This window comes from Herbidospora sp. NBRC 101105 (assembly GCF_030269205.1).
GTDB classification, from domain to species: Bacteria; Actinomycetota; Actinomycetes; order Streptosporangiales; family Streptosporangiaceae; genus Herbidospora; species Herbidospora solisilvae.
Genome location: NZ_BSSX01000007.1, coordinates 202,283 through 223,725, shown reverse-complemented (window position 1 = coordinate 223,725; position 21,443 = coordinate 202,283). Strand labels below are relative to the sequence as shown.

23 protein-coding genes are annotated in these 21,443 nt (G+C 70.2%); 7 read left to right on the top strand and 16 right to left on the bottom strand.

The genetic code is table 11. From position 1 onward, the window contains the following. The first annotated feature begins 26 nt into the window (after positions 1 to 26). Positions 27 to 1,880, top strand: a complete 1,854-nt coding sequence (typA, locus tag QSK34_RS27745) for a translational GTPase TypA (RefSeq protein WP_285588138.1) — start codon at positions 27 to 29, stop codon at positions 1,878 to 1,880. A 104-nt stretch (positions 1,881 to 1,984) separates the two neighbouring features. After that, positions 1,985 to 2,611, top strand: a complete 627-nt coding sequence (locus QSK34_RS27740) for a superoxide dismutase family protein (RefSeq protein WP_285588136.1) — start codon at positions 1,985 to 1,987, stop codon at positions 2,609 to 2,611. A 139-nt stretch (positions 2,612 to 2,750) separates the two neighbouring features. Here QSK34_RS27740 and QSK34_RS27735 read toward each other — a convergent pair whose 3' ends face one another. Genes QSK34_RS27735 through QSK34_RS27725 form a run of 3 tightly spaced genes read right to left on the bottom strand, consistent with a single transcriptional unit; the run spans position 2,751 to position 4,488 of the window. Further along, positions 2,751 to 3,374: a DUF2461 domain-containing protein gene (locus QSK34_RS27735; RefSeq protein ID WP_285588133.1), complete on the bottom strand. Its 624-nt coding sequence runs from the start codon at positions 3,372 to 3,374 to the stop codon at positions 2,751 to 2,753. 9 nt (positions 3,375 to 3,383) lie between these two features. Next, entirely contained in the window at positions 3,384 to 4,154 is a 771-nt protein-coding gene (locus QSK34_RS27730) for a polysaccharide deacetylase family protein (protein WP_285588130.1), read from the bottom strand. A 28-nt stretch (positions 4,155 to 4,182) separates the two neighbouring features. Next, entirely contained in the window at positions 4,183 to 4,488 is a 306-nt protein-coding gene (locus tag QSK34_RS27725; protein WP_081898921.1) for a hypothetical protein, read from the bottom strand. An 83-nt stretch (positions 4,489 to 4,571) separates the two neighbouring features. Here QSK34_RS27725 and QSK34_RS27720 point away from each other — a divergent pair, with 83 nt between their 5' ends. Further along, positions 4,572 to 5,624: an anti-sigma factor RsbA family regulatory protein gene (locus tag QSK34_RS27720; protein WP_285588126.1), complete on the top strand. Its 1,053-nt coding sequence runs from the start codon at positions 4,572 to 4,574 to the stop codon at positions 5,622 to 5,624. On the opposite strand, the gene QSK34_RS27715 is transcribed toward QSK34_RS27720, so the two are convergent. Then, positions 5,542 to 6,702: an SMI1/KNR4 family protein gene (locus QSK34_RS27715; protein WP_285588124.1), complete on the bottom strand. Its 1,161-nt coding sequence runs from the start codon at positions 6,700 to 6,702 to the stop codon at positions 5,542 to 5,544. The two genes, QSK34_RS27720 and QSK34_RS27715, sit on opposite strands and share 83 nt — an antisense overlap. 65 nt (positions 6,703 to 6,767) lie before the next feature. On the opposite strand from QSK34_RS27715, the gene QSK34_RS27710 reads away from it, so the two are divergent. After that, positions 6,768 to 7,109 (top strand): YciI family protein, encoded by a 342-nt coding sequence (locus tag QSK34_RS27710; RefSeq protein ID WP_285588122.1) that lies wholly within the window; start codon positions 6,768 to 6,770, stop codon positions 7,107 to 7,109. 76 nt (positions 7,110 to 7,185) lie between these two features. Here QSK34_RS27710 and QSK34_RS27705 read toward each other — a convergent pair whose 3' ends face one another. After that, a complete protein-coding gene (locus QSK34_RS27705) occupies positions 7,186 to 7,773 on the bottom strand; it encodes a sigma-70 family RNA polymerase sigma factor (RefSeq protein WP_062435782.1) in 588 nt (195 codons plus the stop codon). A gap of 227 nt (positions 7,774 to 8,000) precedes the next feature. Between QSK34_RS27705 and QSK34_RS27700 the strand changes: the two genes are divergently transcribed. Together QSK34_RS27700 and QSK34_RS27695 are read left to right on the top strand one after the other, a co-directional pair. After that, positions 8,001 to 9,071, top strand: a complete 1,071-nt coding sequence (locus tag QSK34_RS27700; RefSeq protein WP_285588116.1) for a PLP-dependent cysteine synthase family protein — start codon at positions 8,001 to 8,003, stop codon at positions 9,069 to 9,071. Positions 9,072 to 9,090: 19 nt separating this feature from the next. After that, positions 9,091 to 9,588, top strand: a complete 498-nt coding sequence (locus tag QSK34_RS27695) for a DUF6461 domain-containing protein (RefSeq protein WP_285588114.1) — start codon at positions 9,091 to 9,093, stop codon at positions 9,586 to 9,588. A gap of 122 nt (positions 9,589 to 9,710) precedes the next feature. Here QSK34_RS27695 and ftsY read toward each other — a convergent pair whose 3' ends face one another. Then, positions 9,711 to 10,862, bottom strand: coding sequence for a signal recognition particle-docking protein FtsY (gene ftsY / locus QSK34_RS27690; RefSeq protein WP_285588112.1), 1,152 nt, complete (start codon positions 10,860 to 10,862; stop codon positions 9,711 to 9,713). 246 nt (positions 10,863 to 11,108) lie between these two features. Here ftsY and QSK34_RS27685 point away from each other — a divergent pair, with 246 nt between their 5' ends. Beyond that, entirely contained in the window at positions 11,109 to 11,660 is a 552-nt protein-coding gene (locus QSK34_RS27685; RefSeq protein ID WP_285588110.1) for a DUF4240 domain-containing protein, read from the top strand. A gap of 44 nt (positions 11,661 to 11,704) precedes the next feature. Here QSK34_RS27685 and QSK34_RS27680 read toward each other — a convergent pair whose 3' ends face one another. The 10 genes from QSK34_RS27680 to rsmD all read right to left on the bottom strand — a co-directional run bounded on the left by QSK34_RS27680 (position 11,705) and on the right by rsmD (position 21,370). Continuing rightward, positions 11,705 to 12,865, bottom strand: a complete 1,161-nt coding sequence (locus tag QSK34_RS27680; RefSeq protein ID WP_285588108.1) for an epoxide hydrolase family protein — start codon at positions 12,863 to 12,865, stop codon at positions 11,705 to 11,707. Between the two features lie 320 nt (positions 12,866 to 13,185). Further along, the gene (smc, locus tag QSK34_RS27675) at positions 13,186 to 16,875 is read right to left on the bottom strand and encodes a chromosome segregation protein SMC (protein ID WP_285588106.1); all 3,690 of its coding nucleotides are present in this window, start codon (positions 16,873 to 16,875) and stop codon (positions 13,186 to 13,188) included. Between the two features lie 136 nt (positions 16,876 to 17,011). Further along, positions 17,012 to 17,206 carry a hypothetical protein gene (locus tag QSK34_RS27670; RefSeq protein WP_062349521.1) on the bottom strand — a complete coding sequence of 65 codons (195 nt, stop codon included), beginning with the start codon at positions 17,204 to 17,206 and terminating at the stop codon, positions 17,012 to 17,014. Between the two features lie 189 nt (positions 17,207 to 17,395). Next, positions 17,396 to 17,665 (bottom strand): acylphosphatase, encoded by a 270-nt coding sequence (locus tag QSK34_RS27665; protein ID WP_030456614.1) that lies wholly within the window; start codon positions 17,663 to 17,665, stop codon positions 17,396 to 17,398. Further along, on the bottom strand, positions 17,659 to 18,516 hold the full coding sequence (mutM, locus tag QSK34_RS27660; RefSeq protein ID WP_285588100.1) for a bifunctional DNA-formamidopyrimidine glycosylase/DNA-(apurinic or apyrimidinic site) lyase: 858 nt from the start codon (positions 18,514 to 18,516) through the stop codon (positions 17,659 to 17,661). The genes QSK34_RS27665 and mutM overlap by 7 nt, the downstream gene beginning before the upstream one ends. Continuing rightward, positions 18,516 to 19,268: a ribonuclease III gene (gene rnc, locus QSK34_RS27655; protein WP_034386176.1), complete on the bottom strand. Its 753-nt coding sequence runs from the start codon at positions 19,266 to 19,268 to the stop codon at positions 18,516 to 18,518. Before rnc ends, mutM begins: the two co-directional genes overlap by 1 nt. A gap of 235 nt (positions 19,269 to 19,503) precedes the next feature. Then, a complete protein-coding gene (gene rpmF / locus QSK34_RS27650) occupies positions 19,504 to 19,683 on the bottom strand; it encodes a 50S ribosomal protein L32 (protein ID WP_030456611.1) in 180 nt (59 codons plus the stop codon). A 1-nt stretch (position 19,684) separates the two neighbouring features. Beyond that, positions 19,685 to 20,242 carry a YceD family protein gene (locus QSK34_RS27645; protein WP_062349517.1) on the bottom strand — a complete coding sequence of 186 codons (558 nt, stop codon included), beginning with the start codon at positions 20,240 to 20,242 and terminating at the stop codon, positions 19,685 to 19,687. Between the two features lie 75 nt (positions 20,243 to 20,317). Continuing rightward, on the bottom strand, positions 20,318 to 20,794 hold the full coding sequence (gene coaD, locus QSK34_RS27640; RefSeq protein WP_030456609.1) for a pantetheine-phosphate adenylyltransferase: 477 nt from the start codon (positions 20,792 to 20,794) through the stop codon (positions 20,318 to 20,320). A gap of 9 nt (positions 20,795 to 20,803) precedes the next feature. After that, positions 20,804 to 21,370, bottom strand: a complete 567-nt coding sequence (gene rsmD / locus QSK34_RS27635; RefSeq protein ID WP_285588089.1) for a 16S rRNA (guanine(966)-N(2))-methyltransferase RsmD — start codon at positions 21,368 to 21,370, stop codon at positions 20,804 to 20,806. Positions 21,371 to 21,443 lie beyond the last annotated feature (73 nt).

Below are 21,443 nucleotides of genomic sequence, written 5' to 3'. Positions count from 1 at the left end.
CCCGACGACCAGAGCGAGACTCAACTATGCCTATGAACAGCCGCGACGACCTGCGGAACCTCGCGATCATCGCGCACGTCGACCATGGCAAGACGACGCTCGTCGACGCCATGCTGTGGCAGTCCGGGGCGTTCCGCGCCAACCAGGACGTCGACGACCGCGTCATGGACTCCAACGACCTCGAGCGCGAGAAGGGCATCACCATCCTCGCGAAGAACACCGCCGTGAAGCACGGCGGTGTCACCCTCAACATCATCGACACCCCCGGCCACGCCGACTTCGGCGGCGAGGTCGAGCGCGGCCTGTCGATGGTCGACGGCGTGGTCCTGCTGGTCGACGCCTCCGAGGGCCCGCTGCCGCAGACCCGCTTCGTGCTCCGCAAGGCCCTGTCGGCCAAGATGCCGGTCATCCTGTGCATCAACAAGGTCGACCGCCCCGACGCCCGCATCGCCGAGGTCGTCGACGAGGTCTACGAGCTCTTCATGGACCTCGACGCCACCGAGGAGCAGATCGACTTCCCGATCGTCTACGCCTCGGCCAAGGCCGGTCGCGCCTCGCTGACCCGCCCGGCCGACGGCGGCATGCCCGACGAGGAGAACCTCGAGCCGCTGTTCGAGACGATCTTCAAGACCATCCCGGCCCCGGTCTACGACCCGGTCGCCCCGCTCCAGGCCCACGTCACCAACCTCGACGCGTCCAGCTACCTGGGCCGCATCGCGTTGTGCCGGATCCACCAGGGTGAGATCAAGAAGGGCCAGCAGGTCGCCTGGTGCCGCACCGACGGCTCGATCCAGCGGGTGAAGATCACCGAGCTGCTGATGACCGACGCGCTGGAGCGCAAGCCGGCCGACTCGGCGGGCCCCGGCGACATCATCGCCATCGCCGGCATCCCCGACATCATGATCGGCGAGACCCTCGCCGACCCCGAGGACCCGCGCCCGCTGCCGCTGATCACGGTCGACGAGCCGGCCATCTCGATGACCATCGGCACCAACACCTCGCCGCTGGTCGGCCGGGTCAAGGGCAGCAAGGTCACCGCCCGCATGGTGAAGGACCGGCTCGACAAGGAGCTCGTCGGCAACGTGTCGCTGCGCGTGCTGCCGACCGAGCGGCCCGACTCGTGGGAGGTCCAGGGCCGCGGCGAGCTCGCGCTGGCCATCCTGGTCGAGCAGATGCGCCGCGAGGGCTACGAGCTGACCGTCGGCAAGCCCCAGGTCGTCACCAAGGAGATCGACGGCAAGCGCCACGAGCCCGTCGAGCGCCTCACCGTCGACTGCCCCGAAGAGTACCTGGGCGCGATCACCCAGCTCCTGGCCGTCCGCAAGGGCCGCATGGAGCACATGACCAACCACGGCACCGGCTGGATCCGGATGGAGTTCATCGTCCCGGCCCGCGGCCTGATCGGTTTCCGCACCGAGTTCCTCACCGAGACCCGCGGCACCGGCCTCGTCCACCACGTCTTCGAGGCCTACGAGCCGTGGTTCGGCGAGCTGCGCACCCGCAACAACGGCTCCCTGGTCGCCGACCGCTCCGGCCCGGTCACCGCGTTCGCGATGACCAACCTCCAGGAGCGCGGCGTGCTGTTCGTCAGCCCCGGCACCGAGGTGTACGAAGGCATGATCGTCGGCGAGAACTCGCGCAGCGACGACATGGACGTCAACATCACCAAGGAGAAGAAGCTCACCAACATGCGGTCCTCGACCGCCGACGTCACCGAGACGCTGATCCCGCCGCGCCAGCTCTCCCTGGAGCAGGCGCTGGAGTTCATCCGCGACGACGAGTGCGTCGAGATCACCCCTGAGACGGTGCGCATCCGCAAGGTCGTGCTCGACGCCTCGACCCGGGGCCGGACCGCCGCGCGGGCCAAGCGCGCCAACTAAGCCTGAACCAACTGAGAGAAGCCGCTTCGGCCTTTCTCCGTGCGAGCCTCCACCCTCTGTGCTTGCCTAGTCACGCAGAGTTGTGATTCGAGGGGGAGGCTCGCATGCCGGGCAAGATTCATCTCGCGCTCGCCGGAGTGCTGCTCACGGGTGTCGGCGTCATCGGGGCCACGACGGTCGCCGAGGCCGGGCCCTGGAGCCGGGGCCGCTCGATCGCGCTCCACGACGCCGCCGGCACCCGCGTGGGCACCGTCGTGGTGCAGCGCAGAGGCGTCACCAAAGTACGGGTGGGGGTCCAGGTCAGGGGGCTGGCTCCGGGCTTCCACGGGTTCCACGTTCACACCACGGGCGTCTGCGACCCCAAGGCCGTCGATCCGGCGACCGGTCAGGTGACCCCGTTCTTCACCGCGGGCGGCCACCTCGACGTCGCGAGGGCCGCCGCGGAGCCCGACACGACCGTCCTGCCGCTGCCGCTCGCGCCGAAGAACCACGGCGACCACGCGGGCGACCTGCCGCCGCTGCTGGCCGGAGAGGACGGCGTGGCCGCCGCGTCGTTCATCACCGACCGCTTCAGGGTCGGCCGGCTGACCGACGCCGACGGCGCCGCGTTCGTCGTCCACGCGCTGCCCGACAACCTGGCCCACATCCCCGAGCGCTACGGCGCGGCCGACGCCGCGACCCTGCGCACCGGCGACGCGGGCGGACGGGTGGCCTGCGGCGTCCTGCGCTGACCCGAACTCACTGATTGAACTGCAAGTCAGTCACAAGCCGCCGGCGGGATCCTCGGAGCATGAGAATCGTCAGCGGGGGAACCTACGCGGCGCTCCTGGGCGCCTGGGCGCTGATCGCCCTACTCGTCATCGTGATCGGCTAGCTCAGCCGTACTCGCAGCCAGTCGACCAGCGGGGTGAGCTCGCGCCACGCGGCGCGCACCCGCTGGGTCACCTCGGCGGTGTGGAACCAGGGGTCGGGCTCGAAGCGGTGACCCGCGTAGAGAGTCCGGTGCTTCATCAGTTCGATCCGGGGGTGGTCGAGGGAGACGCCGCGGGGGCGCGTCTTCACTCGGTCACCCTCGATCGTGAACCGGCCGGGCAGCTCGGCCACGATCTTCTCCAGCTCGGCGCCGTGGTCGTCGTGGTCGACGGCCTCGCGGAAGCGGTGGGTCATCTCACCCGAGGCCCACCAGCCGCCGGCCACATAGAGGCCCTCGGCGTCGACCTGGACGTAGTAGCCGACGCCGTCGAGCTTGGCCACATAGGCGCCCTGGTGGTCTTTGTAGGGCGTCTTGTCCTTGGCGAACCGGACGTCGCGGTAGGGGCGGAACACGTGGGGCTCGCCGAACTCGTCCGCCAGCTCGGCCATCAGCTCCTGCATGGGGGCTTTGACGGCGCTGTCGTAGAGGTGCTTGTTGGCGGTCCAGTAGGCCTTGCTGTTGTCGGCGATCAGGCCTTCGTAGAACAGCAGCGCCTCGTCGGGGAACCCGGTGAATGCCATTGACCCACTTTATTTGCCCCGGTTGTCGAAGTACTTCTTGCCCGGGGCCATCTCGCCGAAGAGCTCGCTGACGGTGACGTACACGTACCCCTTCTTGTCGAGCGCGTCGAGCAGGCGGGGCACCGACCGGACGGTCGACTCGTGGATGTCGTGCAGCAGGATCACCTCGCCGGGCTTGGCCGAGGCCGAGCGCCGGACGATGCGGTCGGGCTTGCGGACCAGCCAGTCCTGGGTGTCGACGCTCCAGATGATCTGGGCCAGCCCGTGGAGCTTGCTGACCTCGCCGACCATCTTGCTGGTCGCGCCGTAGGGCGGGCGCATGGTGCGCATGCGCACTCCGGTGATCTTGCGGACGACCTGCTGGGTGCGGGAGAGCTGCCGGTCGACGCCGTGGCGGGACAGGCCCGAGAGCATGGCGTGGTCCCACGAGTGGTTGCCCAGCTCGTGGCCCTCGGCCACCATGCGCTTCAGCACCGGCGCCGACTCGGGCGTGACCAGCTTGCCGAGCACGTAGAAGGTCGCCTTGGCCTGGTGGCGGGCCAGGTGGTTGAGCACCTTGCCGGTCTCGGCGCCCGGCCCGTCGTCGAAGGTCAGCGCGACGCACTTGGCCTTGGCGCAGTCGACCCGCCGCACCGGCGGGAACGGCACCCGGGGGAAGTCGGGTTGGGCGAGCGTCAGCTTGCGGTTCAGCAGATCGGGGTCGGGGGTCTCCGCGTGTACCGGAGGCGTGTTCACCATGACACAGACGGTGACCGCCAGCAGCCGCAGAAATCCCCGCATATTTCGTCCCCCCAGACGTTCAAGGGGGTTATGGATGATCGTCCACGGTCTCCCCCCGCAGGACCTCGTTCTGGTCCTCCCACCAGGGCGGCACTTCCTTGATCAACCCGGCGTGCCGCCGGGCCACCCGGACGGCGCACCCGCGCGGATCATCTCCCGGATGCCGACATCGGGAGGCACCTTCCCACCAGCGGAAACAGCCATCGCGATAGACGACCACCAGGCCGATCCACACACAGAGCGTAGCGTCGTCACCCAGCTCGTAGGCGCCGTTCACGCCGAGTTCGATCAAGTCCGAATGCAGTTTTTGTATAGCTGCGCGGGACTCACTCACCGGGGCAACCTCCAGGACGAGACGCGCACATTGGTGGATGTACCCAAATTTGGGACATCGCGGTGCGGCGTCATGGAGTAATCATGGGACTCCATCCCGTCATCGCGCAGGCGTATTCCCCCCTAGGTTTCGCGTCCCGGGAAGTTCCTGCTGTATTCGGTTTATTGTCGCTTCCTGACGCATTGTCACGACGCAAGACGCTTGTTACGTTCATCCCCGTGCAGGCCGAACGGGGAAGTCGCGGTGCGGTGGCCTTCACGCACCTTGCTGTGCCATATGGGACGAGTGAGGAATACCTCCGGCTGGTGCTGCCGGCCCTCATCGACGGGTTGCGGCGGGGCGACCGCATCCTGTTCGTGGCTCCGGAGGAGAACCTCGACCTGATCCGCGCCCATCTGGGCGCCGACACCTCCCGCATCCGCTGCGTCGAGAGCCGGGACTGGTACGGCCATCCGGCCCGCGTCCTGGCCGAGTACGTCGACTACGCGCGCCGGGGCGGCCCGTCCCTGTTCGTCGGGGAGCCCACGTGGCGCTCGTCCCGCGACGCGGCCGAATGGGCCAGGGTCGAGGCGATCGTCAACCTCGTCTGCGCCTCCCTGAAGGGCACCGCGTTGTGCGTCTACCGGCGCCCCGCCGAAGACGCCCTGCGCACCCACCCCCGCTACCTCGACATGGCCGGGGAGCACCGCAGCCGCGGATACGTCCCCCCACAGCGCATGAACTGGGATCCGCCGCCCTTTCCGGCCCCGCCGGAGAGCGCCCGCGTGATGGAGTTCGACCTGCCGACCGTACGCGACATGCGGTCCTTCGTCCGCACCGCCGCCACCGAGGCGGGCCTGAGCGACGACGCGGCCGGCTCGCTGGTCCTGGCGGCGGCGGAGATCGCCGCCAACGCGGTCGAACACGGCGCGGGGCACGGCACGGTGACGATCTGGACGGCCGGCACCGACCTGGTGTGCGAGATCACCAACCCCGACGGGGGCGGGATCGAGGTCGAGTTCCCGGGATACATCCCGCCGGAACAGGAGTCGCCCCGGGGCTACGGCCTGTGGATCAGCCGCCAGCTCTGCGACCTGATGGAGGTCCAGACGACGGGACGGGAGTCGCGCGTCCGCCTGCACATGGCGATGGCCTAGGGTTCCCAGCCGAGGACGCCGCCGACCACCCGGGGCCGCCACCAGCCGAGCGGTTCGTTCCGCTCCAGCGCGTCGGCGACCTTTCGAGCAGTTCCAGGTGCGACCCGATCCGGACACCACCCGGCTCGAAGGTGAGCGTCCCTTCGTGGTCGCTGTCGCCGACGTCCCCGACGACCGAGTCCACGATCAGGTGGTTGCCCATTCCGTCCTCGCCGATAGGGATCATGCGCCCATCCCACCAGTCGTCGCGTGCATCGGCGACGTCCTCGTCGTCGATGTCACACAACGACCGCCAGGTCTCGGCGATCCTGGCGACCGGCATGAGGTGGTCGAGCATGATGCCGAGCCCTCCGTCATGCCGCAGCAGCGAGGCCTTCAGGTCGTCCGGGAACCGCAGGCCCATCACGGCCTCCGCCTCGGCGATCGCCCGCGGACGGGCGGGCGTGCCCAGGGCGGCACGGGACTCGGGCGCGTTCTTGCCGAGCCACGCCTCGATCCGCCGCCACTGGCGGTTCACCAGCCTCGTCGTCCGCTTCGCGGGGGCGGCCACCACGGGCGTGCCCCGGGAGGGGACGCAGTCGGCGTCGGGGCCGACGACGAGCGGGGGCGGCGGCTCGAAGCCGTCGTCCGGGACCGACTCGTAGACCAGCCCGGGATCGGCCTCGGACAGGACGCTCCACGTGAACTCGTCCACCGTCTCGGCATCGCAGCCGGGGGGTGCGCACGCGTGTCCGGGCGCGGCCGGGATGCGGGGCTCGTCGAAGACGGCGTACACGAACAGCTGCCCGAGCCCGGCCACGACGGCGAGCACGATCCCCGCGACCGCCCAGCGCGGCAGCGGTCGGCGCGGTTCGCGCGGTTTGGGCGCCACGTACTCCCCCCGCATCCGCGCGAGGTCCTCTTCGGTGGGCCGCCCCAGAATCGGCTCGGGCGGCCAGGGAGCAGCCGTCTGCTCCTTGGGCTCCGGCGCCACGAGGGGCGCCGGCCTGGGACGCCGCAGGAAGAACACCACGGCCACGGTCGCCGCGACCGTGGCCGAGAAGAGGATCAACGCCCGGGGCGTGAGTAATCGCCGCACGCCCGGCAGGCTATACCGGGCGATGATCTCCAAGAAATGTCGGGGGCGCGCGGCATCATCGGGAGATGACGCATTACCTCATCTCGTTCCCCAGCGCCGCCATGGTCCTCTCGCCCGAAGACTTTCCCGACGTGGTGCGCGACTCCCACGCCGTCATCCAGGAGGCCAAGGATGCGGGCGTCTACGTCTTCGGCGGCGGAATAGACGAGGACGTCGCCCCCGTCCTCGTGGCCGCCGACGGAACGGTGACCGAGGGCACCTACCCGCAGACCGAAGAGTTCGACGGCGGATACACCGTCCTCGACCTGCCCTCCCGCGAGGCGGCGCTGGAGTGGGCGCGGAAGATCGCGAAATCCTGCCGCTGCCCCCAGGAGGTCCGCGCGTTCCAGTACGACCCGCTCGCCTGAAACGCGGAACACCCCTGATCCGGAGATCAGAGGTGTTCCGAGGGCAGGGGGCCCATCGCAGGTGGGCGGCCTCGGATCAGGCCGCGATCGCCTCTCGCACGACGCCCTCCTCACGGGCGTACCCCTCCAGCATGCCCCGCAGCTGACGCCGCCCCCGGTGCAGCCGCGACATGACGGTCCCGATGGGGGTCCCCATGCGGTCGGCGATCTCCTTGTAGGCGAATCCCTCGACGTCGGCGAGGTACACGGCCACCCGGAACTCCTCGGGCAGCGAACGGAGAGCGTTCATCACGACGTTGTCCGGCAGGGAGTCGAGCGCCTCGTTCTCGGCCGAGCGCAGGCCCGTCGAGGTGTGGGACTCGGCCGCGGCGAGCTGCCAGTCCTCGATCTCCTCGGCGGCCGACAGCTTGGGTGAGCGCTGCTTCTTGCGGTAGTCGTTGATGAAGTTGTTGGTGAGGATCCGGTGGAGCCAGGCCTTGAGGTTGGTGCCCTCGCGGAACTGGTGGTAGGACGTGAACGCCTTGGTCACAGTCTCCTGAACGAGGTCTTCGGCGTCGGCCGGGTTGCGGGTGAGTCGCATGGCTGACGCGTAGAGCTGGCTGGTCACCGGCACGACGTCGCGCTCGAACCAGGCCTGACGCTGCTCGTCGGTCATCGAGATCATGTCATCCCCCCTGCTGAACTCTCCCCCGTTACCCGTCCGATGGTGATCCATGCGGGTTGGGCGGATCCCGTCGTCATCGTTTCAACCGGCCCGTAAGTCGGGCGTTAGGCGGCGCATCGGCGGGCGTGGCATCGGTCACACGCAAGCCGGACAGGTCTCATTATCGTAACACCGAACCCCCTAACCGGCGTAAAATGTGTCAAACCACACTCACTACAGTGGGCCACATGAAACACGTGGACCGGCACGACCCCGCTACGCGGACCTGGGTGAACGACGCCATCCGCGCCGTCGAGGCCGACGCCAACCGCAGTTGCGACACCCATCTCCACGTCTTTCCCCTCCCGCCCTCGTGGGGCGTGGACCTCTACCTGAAAGACGAGTCGGTCCACCCGACCGGTTCACTCAAACACCGGCTGGCCCGCTCCCTCTTCCTTTACGGCCTGTCCAACGGCTGGATCGGCCCCAGCACCACGATCATCGAGGCCTCTTCCGGTTCGACCGCGGTCAGCGAGGCGTACTTCGCCCGGCTCCTGGGTCTGCCCTTCATCGCGGTGATCCCAGCCACCACTTCTCCCGAGAAACGGGAGATCATCGAGTTCTACGGCGGCAAGTGCCACCTGGTCGACGACCCGGGGAAGATCTACGAAGAGTCCGCCCGCCTGGCCCTGGAGACCGGCGGCCACTACATGGACCAGTTCACCTACGCCGAACGGGCGACCGACTGGCGCGGCAACAACAACATCGCCGAGAGCATCTACGAGCAGATGGCCATGGAGAGGTTCCCCGTCCCGGCCTGGATCGTGGTCGGCGCGGGCACCGGCGGCACCTCCGCCACGATCGGCCGCTACATCCGCTACCGCCGCCACGCGACGCGGCTCTGCGTGGCCGACCCCGAGGGCTCGTCGTTCTACCCGTCGTGGGTGACCGGCGCCGCCCACCCCGGCCAGCCGTCCCGCATCGAGGGCATCGGCCGTCCCCGCGTGGAGCCGTCGTTCCTGCCGATGGTCATCGACCGCATGACCTCGGTGCCCGACGCCACCTCGATCGCCGCGATGCGCTGGGTCAACGAGGTCACCCACCACCAGGTGGGCGCCTCGACGGGCACCAGCGTGGCGGCGGCCATGGAGATCATCCGCGAGATGCGCAGCCACGGCATCAGGGGCAGCGTCGTGACGCTGATCTGCGACAGCTCCAGCCGCTACAAGGGGACGTACGAGAAGGACTCCTGGCTGAGGAAGAACGGCATCGACATCACCCCGGCCCTGGAGGAGTTCCGGAGTCTCTTCCGCCGGTGAGGTCTGCCATGATCGCCCGATGAGGAAGGCGAGCGCCCGCACCTACACGTGGCTCTACCGCGACTCCACCGACGACGCCGGCGACACGTGGCTGGAGGTCGCGTTCGTGCGCGGCCTGTCCCCCGACGAGGCGCTCGCCCGGCTCACCCCGGAGAAGGAGCTCTACGCCACCCCGGCCGAGGGCGGCACGGTGGTCTTCTTCGGCGGCCTCAGCAAGCACCCCCGCGACCTGACCCCGCTGCTGTCCGCCGGGACGGCGGCGGCCCTGGTCGAGGTGACCGTCGACGACGACCGGTTCGCCTACTGGGAGGACGGCCGCCTGATCACGGCGTTCAACCTGTTCACCTACGACACCCGCGAGGGCCTGGACCCCGACCGGTTCCGGGCCGAGGTCGAAGACCTGCGCCTCCACGTCACGGGCGATTCGGTCGACTTCCCCGCCGACCACGCGGCCCGAGCACTGGCACTGGCCGACCGGGCGACAGGGGTCCGGCTGCCCCGCGACCGGAACGCCTGAGGTCTGGCCGGTGCCAGGGAACGGCGGGTAGGTCCCGCAGTAGGACCGAGGTGATCTTGCCGTTGAGCATGAGAATGCCTCCCGTGTCTCTCAGACTCGGGAGGCATCATCCGAAAACTTGGTCAGTCGCCCAGCAGGGCGTCGACGAAGACCTCGGGGTCGAACGGCGCGAGGTCGTCGGGGCCCTCGCCCAGGCCGACCAGTTTCACCGGCACCCCCAGCTCCCGCTGCACCGAGATCACGATGCCGCCCTTGGCCGTGCCGTCGAGCTTGGTCAGCGCGATGCCCGTGATGTTCACGACCTCGCCGAACACCTGCGCCTGCCGCATGCCGTTCTGCCCGGTCGTCGCGTCGAGGACGAGCAGCACCTCGTCGACCTGGGCCTTCTTCTCGATGACGCGCTTGACCTTGCCGAGCTCGTCCATCAGGCCGGTCTTGGTGTGGAGGCGGCCGGCGGTGTCGACGATCACCACGTCGGCCTTGTCGGCGATGCCCCGCGCCACGGCGTCGAAGGCGACCGACGCCGGGTCGCCGGCCTCCGGTCCGCGGACCACGGGGGCCCCGACCCGGTCGCCCCAGGTCTGGAGCTGGTCGGCCGCCGCCGCGCGGAAGGTGTCGGCCGCGCCCAGGACGACCGACTTGCCGTCGCCGATCAGGGAGCGGGCCAGCTTGCCGGTGGTGGTGGTCTTGCCGGTGCCGTTGACGCCGACGACCAGGAGGACCGCGGGGCGCTCGCCGGGGGCGGAGGTGTGGAGGGTCCGGTCGAGGCCGGGGTCGATCTGGGTGAGCAACTCGGCGCGGAGCAGCGCGCGGACCTCGCTGGGTGTACGGCTGCCGAGGACCTTCACCTTGGTCTTCAGGTCTTCCACCATGGCCCGCGTCGGGGCGACCCCGACGTCGGCCGTGATCAGGGTCTCCTCGATCTCGTCCCACACGTCGTCGTCGAGCCGGTCGCGTGACAGCAGTTCGAGCAGGCCCCGGCCGAGCGTGGTCTGCGACCGGGCCAGCCGGGCGCGCAGCCGGACCATACGCCCCGCCGACGGCGGCGGGACCTCGACCTCCGGCGGCTTGACCAGCTCCTCCACCGGAACGGCCGGAGGCGCCACCGTCTCGGCCACCTCCTCCTCGACCGGCGGCGCGGGCGCCTGCGGGGTCGGGGCAGGGGGCGGCGGCAGGGTCGTCTTCGACCTCGGCCGTACGAGCAGGGCGGTGGTGCCTATGCCCAGGAGAATGACGACGATGATGATCGCGATGATGCCGATGTACCCATCCACAAAACGTCAGTCTCGCAGAGCCGTGTCCATGGCCGCGCCTCCGGCACGGCGGGCTTGCCGCTCTTGTCCGGTGTCTTCCCCCTCCGCTCTGGTCGCCGCGCTTCCCGGTATCGATCGCGTCCCGGCGATCTCAGCACGGCCGTGATCAGCCGGCGCTTCCACCTGATGCCTGACGGCTGCCCTGCGGGATCGTGCATCGAGACCGTGCGCCCAAGAAGGTGCCGCTTCGTGTGAGACTCGTCGACCGTGAACACCGCTGATGTGTGGCGCTTGGTCGAGCAGGCGCGACGTGAGCTCGACGACGCGGGGGCGCGGGCGGACGAGGTCGCACGACGTGTGGTCGAGTTGCTGGCCCAACGGCGACCGGCCGAGATCGTCGCCTTCGAGCAGCCGCTGTGGGATCTGCTCGCCGAGTCGTACCGGGCCGACCTCTGGGCGGCCGCGTACGTGATCAACGGTGGCGCATCCGACGACGGCTTCGACTACTTCCGCGGCTGGCTGATCGCTCAGGGACGAACCGTGTTCCACCAAGCGCTCGCCGACCCGGACAGCCTTGCCGGCCACCCCGTCGTCGTCCGAGCCGCCGCAGCCGGCGAGGACCTGTGGTGCGAGGACATCCTCGGCGTCGCCTGGGACGCGCACCTGGCGGCAACCGGGGAAGAGCCACCGGCCGATGCCTTCACCGTTCGATATCCGCGACTCGACCCCGGCTGGGACTTCGACTTCGACGACGAGGCCGAGATGCGCCGACGCCTGCCGCGTCTCACCACCCTCTACCACCAGCCGGAGGAGGCATAGCGGAAGCCGCCGGACCATCGCCGCACGCCTCGTCCGCCCGCGGCTCAGCGGACCAGGCGGAAGAAGGTCCGCACCTCGTCCACGAACACCTCGGGCTGCTCGAAAGCGGCGAAGTGGCCGCCCCGGTCCAGCTCGTTCCAGTGCCGGATATCGGTGAAACGCTTGGCGGCCCACCGGCGGGAGGGGCGCGGGTTCTCCTTGGGGAAGATCGAGCATCCCGCCGGCACCGTCACCACGTCGGTCGTCGCGCCCGTGAAGCGCCGCTGGACCTGCCTGAAGCTCTCCCAGTACAGCCGGGCGGCCGACGCGCCGGTGCCCGGCAGCCAGTAGAACATGAGGTTGTCCAGCAGCTCGTCACGGCTGAGGGCGTTCTCCGGGTGCCCGTCGCAGTCCGTCCAGGAGCGGAACTTCTCCACGATCCACGCGCACAGCAGCGCCGGGGAGTCCACCAGGCCGTAGCCGATCGTCTGCGGCCGGGTGGACTGCTCCAGCGAGTAGCCGTCCTCCCACTCAGCCGCCCGCTCCAGCGCGGCCAGCGCGGCCCGTTCGGCGTCGGTGAGGTCGTCCATGGTGGCCGGGTCGGGGGCGGCGAGGGGTGGCATGAGGTGGATGCCCGCCACGTGCCCGGGGTCCTGCTGGCCGATGATCGTCGTGATGCTGGTTCCCCAGTCGCCGCCCTGGGCGCCGTAGCGGTCGTATCCCAGCCGGGCCATGAGCCGGACCCACGCGGCGGCGATCCGCTCGACGCCCCAGCCGGTGCCGGCCGGCTTGTCGCTGAACCCGTAGCCGGGGAGCGACGGGCACACGACGTGGAACGCGTCGGCCGCGTCGCCGCCGTGAGCGGGCGGGTCGGTCAACGGGCCGATCACCTTCAGGAACTCCACTATCGAGCCCGGCCAGCCGTGCGTGAGGACGAGCGGCAGCGCGTCCTGGTGCGGTGAGCGCACGTGCACGAAGTGGATGCCGAGCCCGTCGAGGGTGGTGCGGAACTGCGGCAGCGTGTTCAGCCGCCGCTCCGTGGCCCGCCAGTCATACTCCTCGGCCCAGTAGCGGCACAGCTCGCGCAGGTAGGCGAGCGGGACTCCCTGGGACCAGTCGTCCACGGTCTCCCTGTCCGGCCACCTGGTACGGGCCAGGCGCCCACGCAGGTCGCGCAACTCGGCCTCGGGGACCTCCAGGCGGAACGGGGTCACCGGATGGGACATCATGCGATCCTCTCGATCGGGAGGCCGGCCTGGCCGCCGCCCACCCCCGATTACCCCCGAGCAGATCCGGCACGCCCGTGCCGTCCTAACAGCCCGATGCCACCGTGTCCCCTATTGACCGGCTGCGGTCTCCAAGCAGGTGCCCGAAGTCGCCACGGAGGGCTTGTGATTCGTCTGGGCCAAACGGCCGGCAGGCCCGGACTCGTGCACCAGCCAGCACGCGGGATCACGGTTCGGCCTCGCACACAGGTCAGAGAGGGTCAGGTCACCGGCACGGCGGCTCAGCCCTCGTCAGTAGAAACCCCGGCGCGGCAGGCCGGTCAGGCGTGTTCGCGGAGCCGCTGGCTGACGACCTGGGTGACGCCGTCGCCGCGCATCGACACGCCGTAGAGCGCGTCGGCGATCTCCATCGTGCGTTTCTGGTGGGTGATGACGATCAGCTGGGAGTTCTGCCGCAGTTCCTCGAAGAGGGTCAGCAGGCGCTGGGTGTTGGTGTCGTCGAGGGCGGCCTCGACCTCGTCCATCACGTAGAAGGGCGACGGGCGGGCCTTGAAGATGGCCACCAGGAACGCCACCGCCGTCAGCGAGCGTTCGCCGCCCGACAACAACGACAGGCGCTTGACCTTCTTGCCGGGCGGGCGGGCCTCGACCTCGACGCCGGTGGTCAGCATGTCGGTCGGGTCGGTCAGCAGCAGGCGGCCCTCGCCGCCGGGGAAGACCCGTTCGAAGATCGTCGCGAACTCGCGCTGGACGTCTTCGTACGCCGCCGCGAACACCTGCTCGACCCGGTCGTCGACCTCCTTGACCACGAGGAGCAGGTCGCGGCGGGTCTTCTTGAGGTCTTCGAGCTGGGAGGTGAGGAACGTGTGGCGTTCCTCCAGGGCGGCGAACTCCTCCAGGGCCAGCGGGTTGACCTTGCCGAGCTGCTGCATCTGCTTGTCGGCGACGCGGGCCCGCTTCTCCTGCTCCTCGCGCACGTAGGGCACCGGAGGGTCGCCCGGGACGAGCGCCTTCGGGCCGTATTCGGCGATCAGCGCCTCGGACTCGACGCCGTACTCCTCGACCGCTCGTTCTTCGAGCTGTTCGAGGCGCAGGCGCTGCTCGGTGCGGGCCATCTCGCTGCCGTGGGCGCGGTTGACCAGCTTGTCGAGCTCGGAGCCGAGCTCGCGCACCCTGATCCGGACCGTCTTCAGCTCGGCGTCGACGGCCTCCCGGGCCACGGCGAGCTCGTCGCGTTCGGCGGCGGCGCGCATGATCGAGGCCTCCAGGGAGTGGAGGGCGATCCGGGCGGCCCTGACCACGCTCGCGGCGACGGTGGCCTGACGGCGGCGGCGGGCCCGCTGGGCGGCGGCCTTGGCGCGGTCGTCGCGTTCGCGCTGGGCGGCGCGCATCAGGCCGTCGGCCCGGCCGGCGATGCCGCGGACCCGCTCCTCGGCGGTGCGGACCGTCAGGCGGGCCTCCATCTCGGCCTGGCGGGTGACGCCGACCGCGGCGGCCAGGCGGTCGCGTTCCTCGGTGGTGGGCTCCGACTCCAGCTCGGCGGCGAACTCGGCCTCGGCGAGGCGCTCCTCCAGCGTGAGGGACTCCTCGCGGGCCAGCTCACGGCCCTCTTCGGCGAAGGTCACCGAGCCCTGGAGTCGCTCGGCCTCGTCGAGGGCCGCCTTGACGTTGGCCTCCAGGCGGGCGAGCTGCTTGGCGGCGTCGGCGAGGCGCTGGTCGGCCGCACGCTGCCGGCCCCGGGCCTGGTCGAGGGCCGCCTGCGCCTGGTCGAGCCGGGAGCGGGCGGCGTTGACGCCGTTCTGGGCGGCCGACTGCTGGGCCTGCGCCTCGGCCACCGCCCCCTGGGCCGCTTCGAGCGCCTCCTGGGCGGCGGCCTCGGTCTCCAGGGCGGCGTCGAGGGCGAAGGCGGTCTCCTCCGCCGCCGCGCGGGCCTGGTCGAGGTCGAGGCCCGCCTGGTCGAGCGCGGCGCGGACCTGGAGGATCGAACCGCCACCGGAGCCGCCCTGGGCGGTGTGGGCCCCGAGGAGGTCGCCGTCGCGGGTGACCGCCCGCAGGTCGGGGCGCGATTCGACGATCGTGCGGGCGGCGTCGAGGTCGGGGGCGACGACGACGCCGTACAGGAGGTGTTCGAGGGCGGGCCGCAGCTCCGAGGGGACCTCGACCAGGTCGGCGGCCCACTCGAACGATCCCGGGGGCCGCGTGACCGCCGGGGCGGCGCCGATGACCAGGGAGGTCCGGCCGGTCTCCTTGGCCCGGAGCAGTTCCAGGGAGTCGAGCGCGGTCTCCAGCGACGCCACCGTGACCGACTCGGCCAGCGGCCCGAGCACCGCCGCGATGGCGGTCTCGGCCCCGGCCCGCACGCTCATCACGGCGGCCAGCGGCGCGTGGCCGCCGTCGGCCAGCAGAGCGGTGCCGTCGGCCCCTCCGGCCAGGCTCAGCCCGAGCGCCTCCCGCCGGGCCTCCAGCGCGGTGACGGCCTTCTGGGCCTCCTGATCGGCCGTACGGGCGGCGGAGACCCCCGAAGTCGCGGCCGACAGGGCCGCGCGGGGGCCCGCCAGCGCGGCGCGGGCCTCCTCCACGGCGGCCTTGGCCTCCTCGGCGGCCTCACGGGCCACCTCGACCTCGGCGCGGGCCAGCTCGACGCCCTCTTCCGCGACGGCCAGCTCGGCGGCGACCTCGGGGTCGGTGGCGGGTTCGGCGACCGCCTGGGCCTCCAGGTCGCCCTGCGCCTGGGCGGCGCGTTCCCTGGCCTGCCGGACGGCGGCCTCCAACCGGCCGATCTCGTCGTCGGCGGCGCGCACCCGCCCCCGGGCCGACTCGGCCTGGCCGCGCAGCCGCGCGAGGGCCTCACGGCGGTCGGCGGCGGCGCGGGCGGCGATCGACAACCGCCGCTCCTCGGCGGCCAGCGCCTCTTCCGCCTCACCACGCGCGTCGACGGCCGCTTCGAGGCGCATCTGGGCCTCGTCGAGCGCCTCCTGGAGCACCCGCTCCTTCTCGCGGATCTCGGCGGCCTCGCGCTCGAACTCCTCGGGGTCGCGCCCCCGCCGCTCGATCGCCGCCGCGTCGGTCGCGTGGCGCTCCCGCTCGGCGGCCAGGTTCTCGACCGAACGCAGCCGCTCCCGCAGGGCCGACAGGGCGTAGAAGGTCTCCTGGGCGACGGTCAGCCGGGGCTGGGCCTCGGCCGCGGCGGCCTCGAGCGCGGCCTCGCGCTCCTGGTTCTCGTTGAGCCCCTGCTCGACCTGCGAACGCCGGGCCTGGACGGCCGCCTCGTCGGCCGCCTCGCGCTCCAGCGTGTCGCGCAGGGAGACCACGTCGTCGGCGAGCAGCCGCAGGCGGGCGTCGCGCAGGTCGGCCTGGATGACGGCGGCCTTGCGGGCGATCTCGGCCTGGCGGCCCAGCGGCTTGAGCTGACGCCGCAGTTCGGTGGCGAGGTCCTGGACGCGGGTGAGGTTGGCCTGCATCGCGTCGAGCTTGCGGAGCGCCTTCTCCTTGCGCTTGCGGTGCTTGAGGACGCCCGCGGCCTCCTCGATGAACGCCCGGCGCTCCTCGGGACCGGCGTGCAGCACCTGGTCGAGCTGGCCCTGGCCGACGATGACGTGCATCTCCCGGCCGATGCCGGAGTCGGACAGCAGCTCCTGGATGTCAAGCAGGCGGCAGGTGTCGCCGTTGATGGCGTATTCGCTCTGGCCCGACCGGAACATGAGGCGGCTGATCGTCACCTCGGAGTATTCGATGGGCAGCGCGCCGTCGGTGTTGTCGATGGTGAGCGTGACCTCGGCGCGCCCGAGCGGGGGACGCGAGGAGGTGCCGGCGAAGATGACGTCTTCCATCTTGCCGCCGCGCAGCGACTTGGCGCTGTGCTCGCCCATCACCCAGGCGAGGGCGTCGACGACGTTGGACTTGCCCGATCCGTTGGGCCCGACGACGCAGGTGATGCCGGGCTCGAACTGGAGCTTCGTCGCCGACGCGAAGGACTTGAAGCCGCGCAGGGTGAGGGTCTTCAGGTACACCTCAGGAGTCCCTCCCTGCGCCGACAGTACCGGGGAAGACTATCGCCTGCTTCCCGGGTAGGCGGTCAGGGCTGCAAATGACGAGGGACGCCCCTGCGAGGCGCCCCTTGCAATTGTTTCGAGAAAACCCGGTCTCTCAGGTGAGAGCCGGCTCGCGATCCTGCAGCCGGACCAGGTCGTCGTCACGAGTCTGCGCCGCAAGGGCCTCGTTCTGTTCCTGGAGTCGGGTGAGTTCTGCCTCCAGATCACGGATGCGCTGCTGGAGGCGACGCATTTCCGAGACCATCCGAGGATCAGGACCGCCGACGTGGCCGAGTAGAGCCTTAGCCATGGTTAAGGGTCCTCCACGCTGAGTGACCAGACTGGTTCGCGCACTTCAAGCCGCGGGAGGGGTGCGCGTGGTTCTTGTCCAAGAGTCGCACCGGCTGCGAAGTCGGTCAAGTTGAACGCCTCGTAAGGATCAGCCGTTGGACACTGTCGACATGTAAATATACCTCATTTGGGCGGTTTAAGGGAAGAGCTACCGCTCCACGAACCCCACCAAACCGCCCTTGACGTCCGACCAGCGCTCGGACACTCCTAAGACCTGTCCGGGCGCGTCAGAGCCTCTCAGGCGCTCCAGGAGGCGCTCACAGGCCTCTCTGGGGCCCTCGGCCACCACTTCGACCCGTCCGTCGCCCAGGTTGAGCGCCCAGCCGGTGAGGCCGAGCTCCAGCGCCCGCGCCCGCGTCCACCAGCGGAAACCCACACCCTGCACCCGCCCGCGCACCCACGCGGTGAGCCTCACCATCGCCCGTTCCTCGGGCGCGGCTGGCAGGTGGGGCAGGAGTAGCTGCTGCGGTTCATGAAGGCGTCTCTCCGGATCGGCGTGCCACATCTCGGGCAAGGTTCGTCGCGGCGGCCGTACACGTTGAGTGACCGGTCGAAGTAGCCCGACTCGCCGTTCACGTTCACATACAGGCTGTCGAACGATGTACCCCCCTGGCCGAGCGCTTCGGTCATGACCGCACGGGCGGCGGCAAGGAGTTCGGAGATCTTCGGCCTGGTCAGGGTCTCGGTCGCGCGGGCCCAGTGGAGCCGGGCCCGCCAGAGGGCCTCGTCGGCGTAGATGTTTCCCACGCCGCTGATCAAACCCTGGTCAAGAAGCGCCCGCTTTATACCGGTTTTTCGCTTTCGCAGAGCTGCCGTAAAGGCGTCCTCGTCGAAGGCGTCCTCCAGCGGATCGGGGGCGATGTGCACGATCGGCAGCGGGACGGTACGCCCCCCGCTCGCCGTCAACGGGGCGATCATGAGGTGGCCGAACGTCCGCTGGTCGACGAAGCGCATCTCGGGCCCGTCGTCGGCGAAGGTCACCCGGACCCGCAGGTGCTTCTCGTCGGGCGAGCCCTTCGGGACCATCAGCACCTGGCCGCTCATGCCCAGATGGGCCATCAGTGCGGCGCCGTCGTCGAGCGGCAGCCACAGGTACTTGCCGCGCCGGTCGGCCGACTCGACGCGGCGGCCCTTGAGCTGGTCGGGCAGCACGCCCTCGTGCCGGCGGACCGACCGGGTGTGGAGCACCTCGGCCGACTCGATCGTCCGGCCCGACACCCAGACGTCGAGGCCGCGCCGGACGACCTCGACCTCCGGCAGTTCCGGCATCAGGCCACCGGACCCGCCGCGGCAGCGGCGGCGGCCTCACGGGCGTCGCGCATCGCGCGGATGGCCGTCCAGGCGGCCTCGGCGGCCTGCTGCTCGGCCTCCTTCTTCGACCGTCCGGCGCCGGTGCCGTAGTCCTGCCCGCCGACGCGGACCGTCGCCACGAACGACTTGGCGTGGTCGGGCCCCGACTCCTCGACGTGATATTCGGGCACCCCGAGCACCTCGGACGCGGTCAGCTCCTGCAACGAGGTCTTCCAGTCGAGCCCGGCGCCCAGCGACGCCGACCGCTTGATCAGCGGGTCGAACAGCGTGTGGACGACCCGGAACGCCTCGTCGAGGCCCTTGTCGACGTACACGGTGCCGATCAGGGCCTCCAGCGTGTCGGCCAGGATCGACGACTTGTCGCGCCCGCCGGTGCCCTCCTCGCCCCGGCCCAGCCGCAGGTAGCGGCCCATGCCGAGCGAGCGGGCGACGTCGGCCAGGGCGCGCATGTTGACCACGGCCGCGCGCAGCTTGGCGAGCTGGCCCTCGGGCAGGTCGGGGTGGTCGCGGTAGAGCGTGTCGGTGACCACGAGCCCCAGCACCGAGTCGCCCAGGAACTCCAGGCGCTCGTTGGTGGGCAGCCCGCCGTTCTCGTACGCGTAGGAGCGGTGGGTCAGGGCGCGTTCCAGGATCGCGGTGTCGAGCCGGACCTGGAGGACGCCCTCCAGCTCGTCGCGGACGACCTCGACGGCGACGGGCTTACCGATCATGAAGTTTTCCTCCTCGTGCATGACGAACCGCCGGCACGGTGGCAGGAGTGAACTTCTGGCGAAGCCCCGAAGGCGTGGTGGACGCCGGGTTGAACCCGGCGTCCACCACGACCGCGGGCACGACCGCCGCCGCACGCAGTGGAGCCGCGCCTTGTGACGCGTCTGTGGAGCAAAATAACGCCGACCGGGGTCGTTTGACGATCCCGGTCGGCGGTCGCTTGAGCCGCCGGGGCGGTCAGGCGTTGGGCTCGATGACCTGGCGGCGGTTGTAGGTGCCGCACTCGCCACAGGCCATGTGAGGGCGCTTGGGGGAGCGGCACTGGGGGCAGCTCACGAGCGCGACCGCACTGGTCTTCCACTGGGACCTGCGGGCGCGCGTGTTGGCCCGCGACATCTTCCTCTTGGGAACGGCCACGTCAGGCCTCCTGATCGTCTTCGTCGTTGTTGGAAACCAGGCCCCGCAGCGATGCCCAGCGGGGATCGAGCGTCTCGTGACGGTGGTCGGGACCGGCCTCGGCCAGCCTGACCCCGCACTCCGCGCAGAGACCGGCGCAGTCGTCGCTGCACACCGGGCTCAGCGGCAGCGCGAGCACCACCGCGTCACGGAATGTCGGCTCAAGATCCAGTAGCTCGCCGTCGAGGATCTGGTCGTCCTCTCCGGCGTCTTCCGCCGTGTAGAAGAAGAGCTCCTGGAAATCGACCTCGACATCCGAGGTCAGGGGTTCCAGGCAGCGCGAGCACTCTCCCGTGAGAGGCGCCAGCGCCGTGCCCGTGACGAGCACGCCCTCCATCACTGCTTCGAGCCGGAGATCCAGCTCGACGTCGGCGTCTTTGGGGACGCCGATCAAGCCGACCGCGACGTCCGCCGGAGCCGGGAGAACGGGTTTCATCGTGCGCATCGACCCCGGGCGGCGCCCGAGGTCATGGGTCGAGATTACCCATGGAGCGCGAGGGTCGAGGGTGTGCACTTTCATCCTGGTCTCTTAGGCATGGCGAATCACCGCCGTCGTGCAAGGCCGAAACGCAAGAATACCAGCCCGCCGGGGACCTCAGCCGCGCACGCGTTCCACCAGCAGCTCCAGCACGAGGTCGGGCACCAGGCCCGACACGTCGCCGCCGTAGCGGGCGATCTCCTTCAGCCGGCTGGAGGACAGGAACGAGTATTCGGGGTTGGTCGACATGAACAGCGTCTCGACCCCCGACATGCGGTAGTTGAGCTGGGCCATCTGGAGCTCGTAGTCGAAGTCGCTGACCGCGCGCAGGCCCTTGACGATCGTCGGGATGCCCTGCTGGCGGGCGAAGTCGACCAGGAGGCCGTGGAACTTCTCGACCCGGACGTTGCCGTACTCCTTGGTGACCGCCTGGAGCATGTCGATGCGCTCCTCGACGGTGAACAGGCTCGTCTTCTCGATGTTGATCAACACCGCGACGACGACCTCGTCGTACAGGCGTGACGTCCGGCCAATGATGTCGAGATGGCCGTTCGTCACGGGATCGAACGATCCGGGGCAGACGACTCTGCGCACAACAACCCCCTACTCGGCCCGGTTGGCGTGACCGTACCAAACGGTCGCTTCACCGTAACGGCGCGCCCTGGCCTCCTCGAAGCCGGGGGGCCATCGCAGATCATTCCCTCTGGTCTCGCGTTCGACCGCCACCAGCGCCCCGTCGGCGAGCCAGCCGTTCTCCAGCAGCTGGACCAGCACCCTGTGGACCACCTCGTCGGAGACGGCATAGGGCGGGTCGGCGAAGACGAAGTCGTAGGGCTCGCCTTCGCACGGGCGCGCCACCAGTCGCTCGACCTTCTCGGCCCGCACCACGGCCCCGGGGAGGTTCAGCGAGGCGACGTTGGCCCTGATCGTGCGCAGGGCCTTGGCGTCCGACTCGACGAGCAGCGCGTGGGCGGACCCCCGGCTGAGCGACTCCAGCCCGATGGCGCCCGACCCGGCGTAGAGGTCGGCCACCCGCTCCGGCACGCCGACGAGCGACCCCACGGTCGAGAAGATGCCCTCACGGGCACGGTCGCTGGTGGGCCGGGTTCCCTTGCCGGGCGGGACCTCGATCCGCCTGCCACCGGCGGTTCCGGCGATGAGACGCGTCACCGGCCCATTGTCCCGGAGAGCCGGAATGGAAAAGCTCGGTAATGCCTGGCGAAGGAACGGCCAGGGTCGTTCC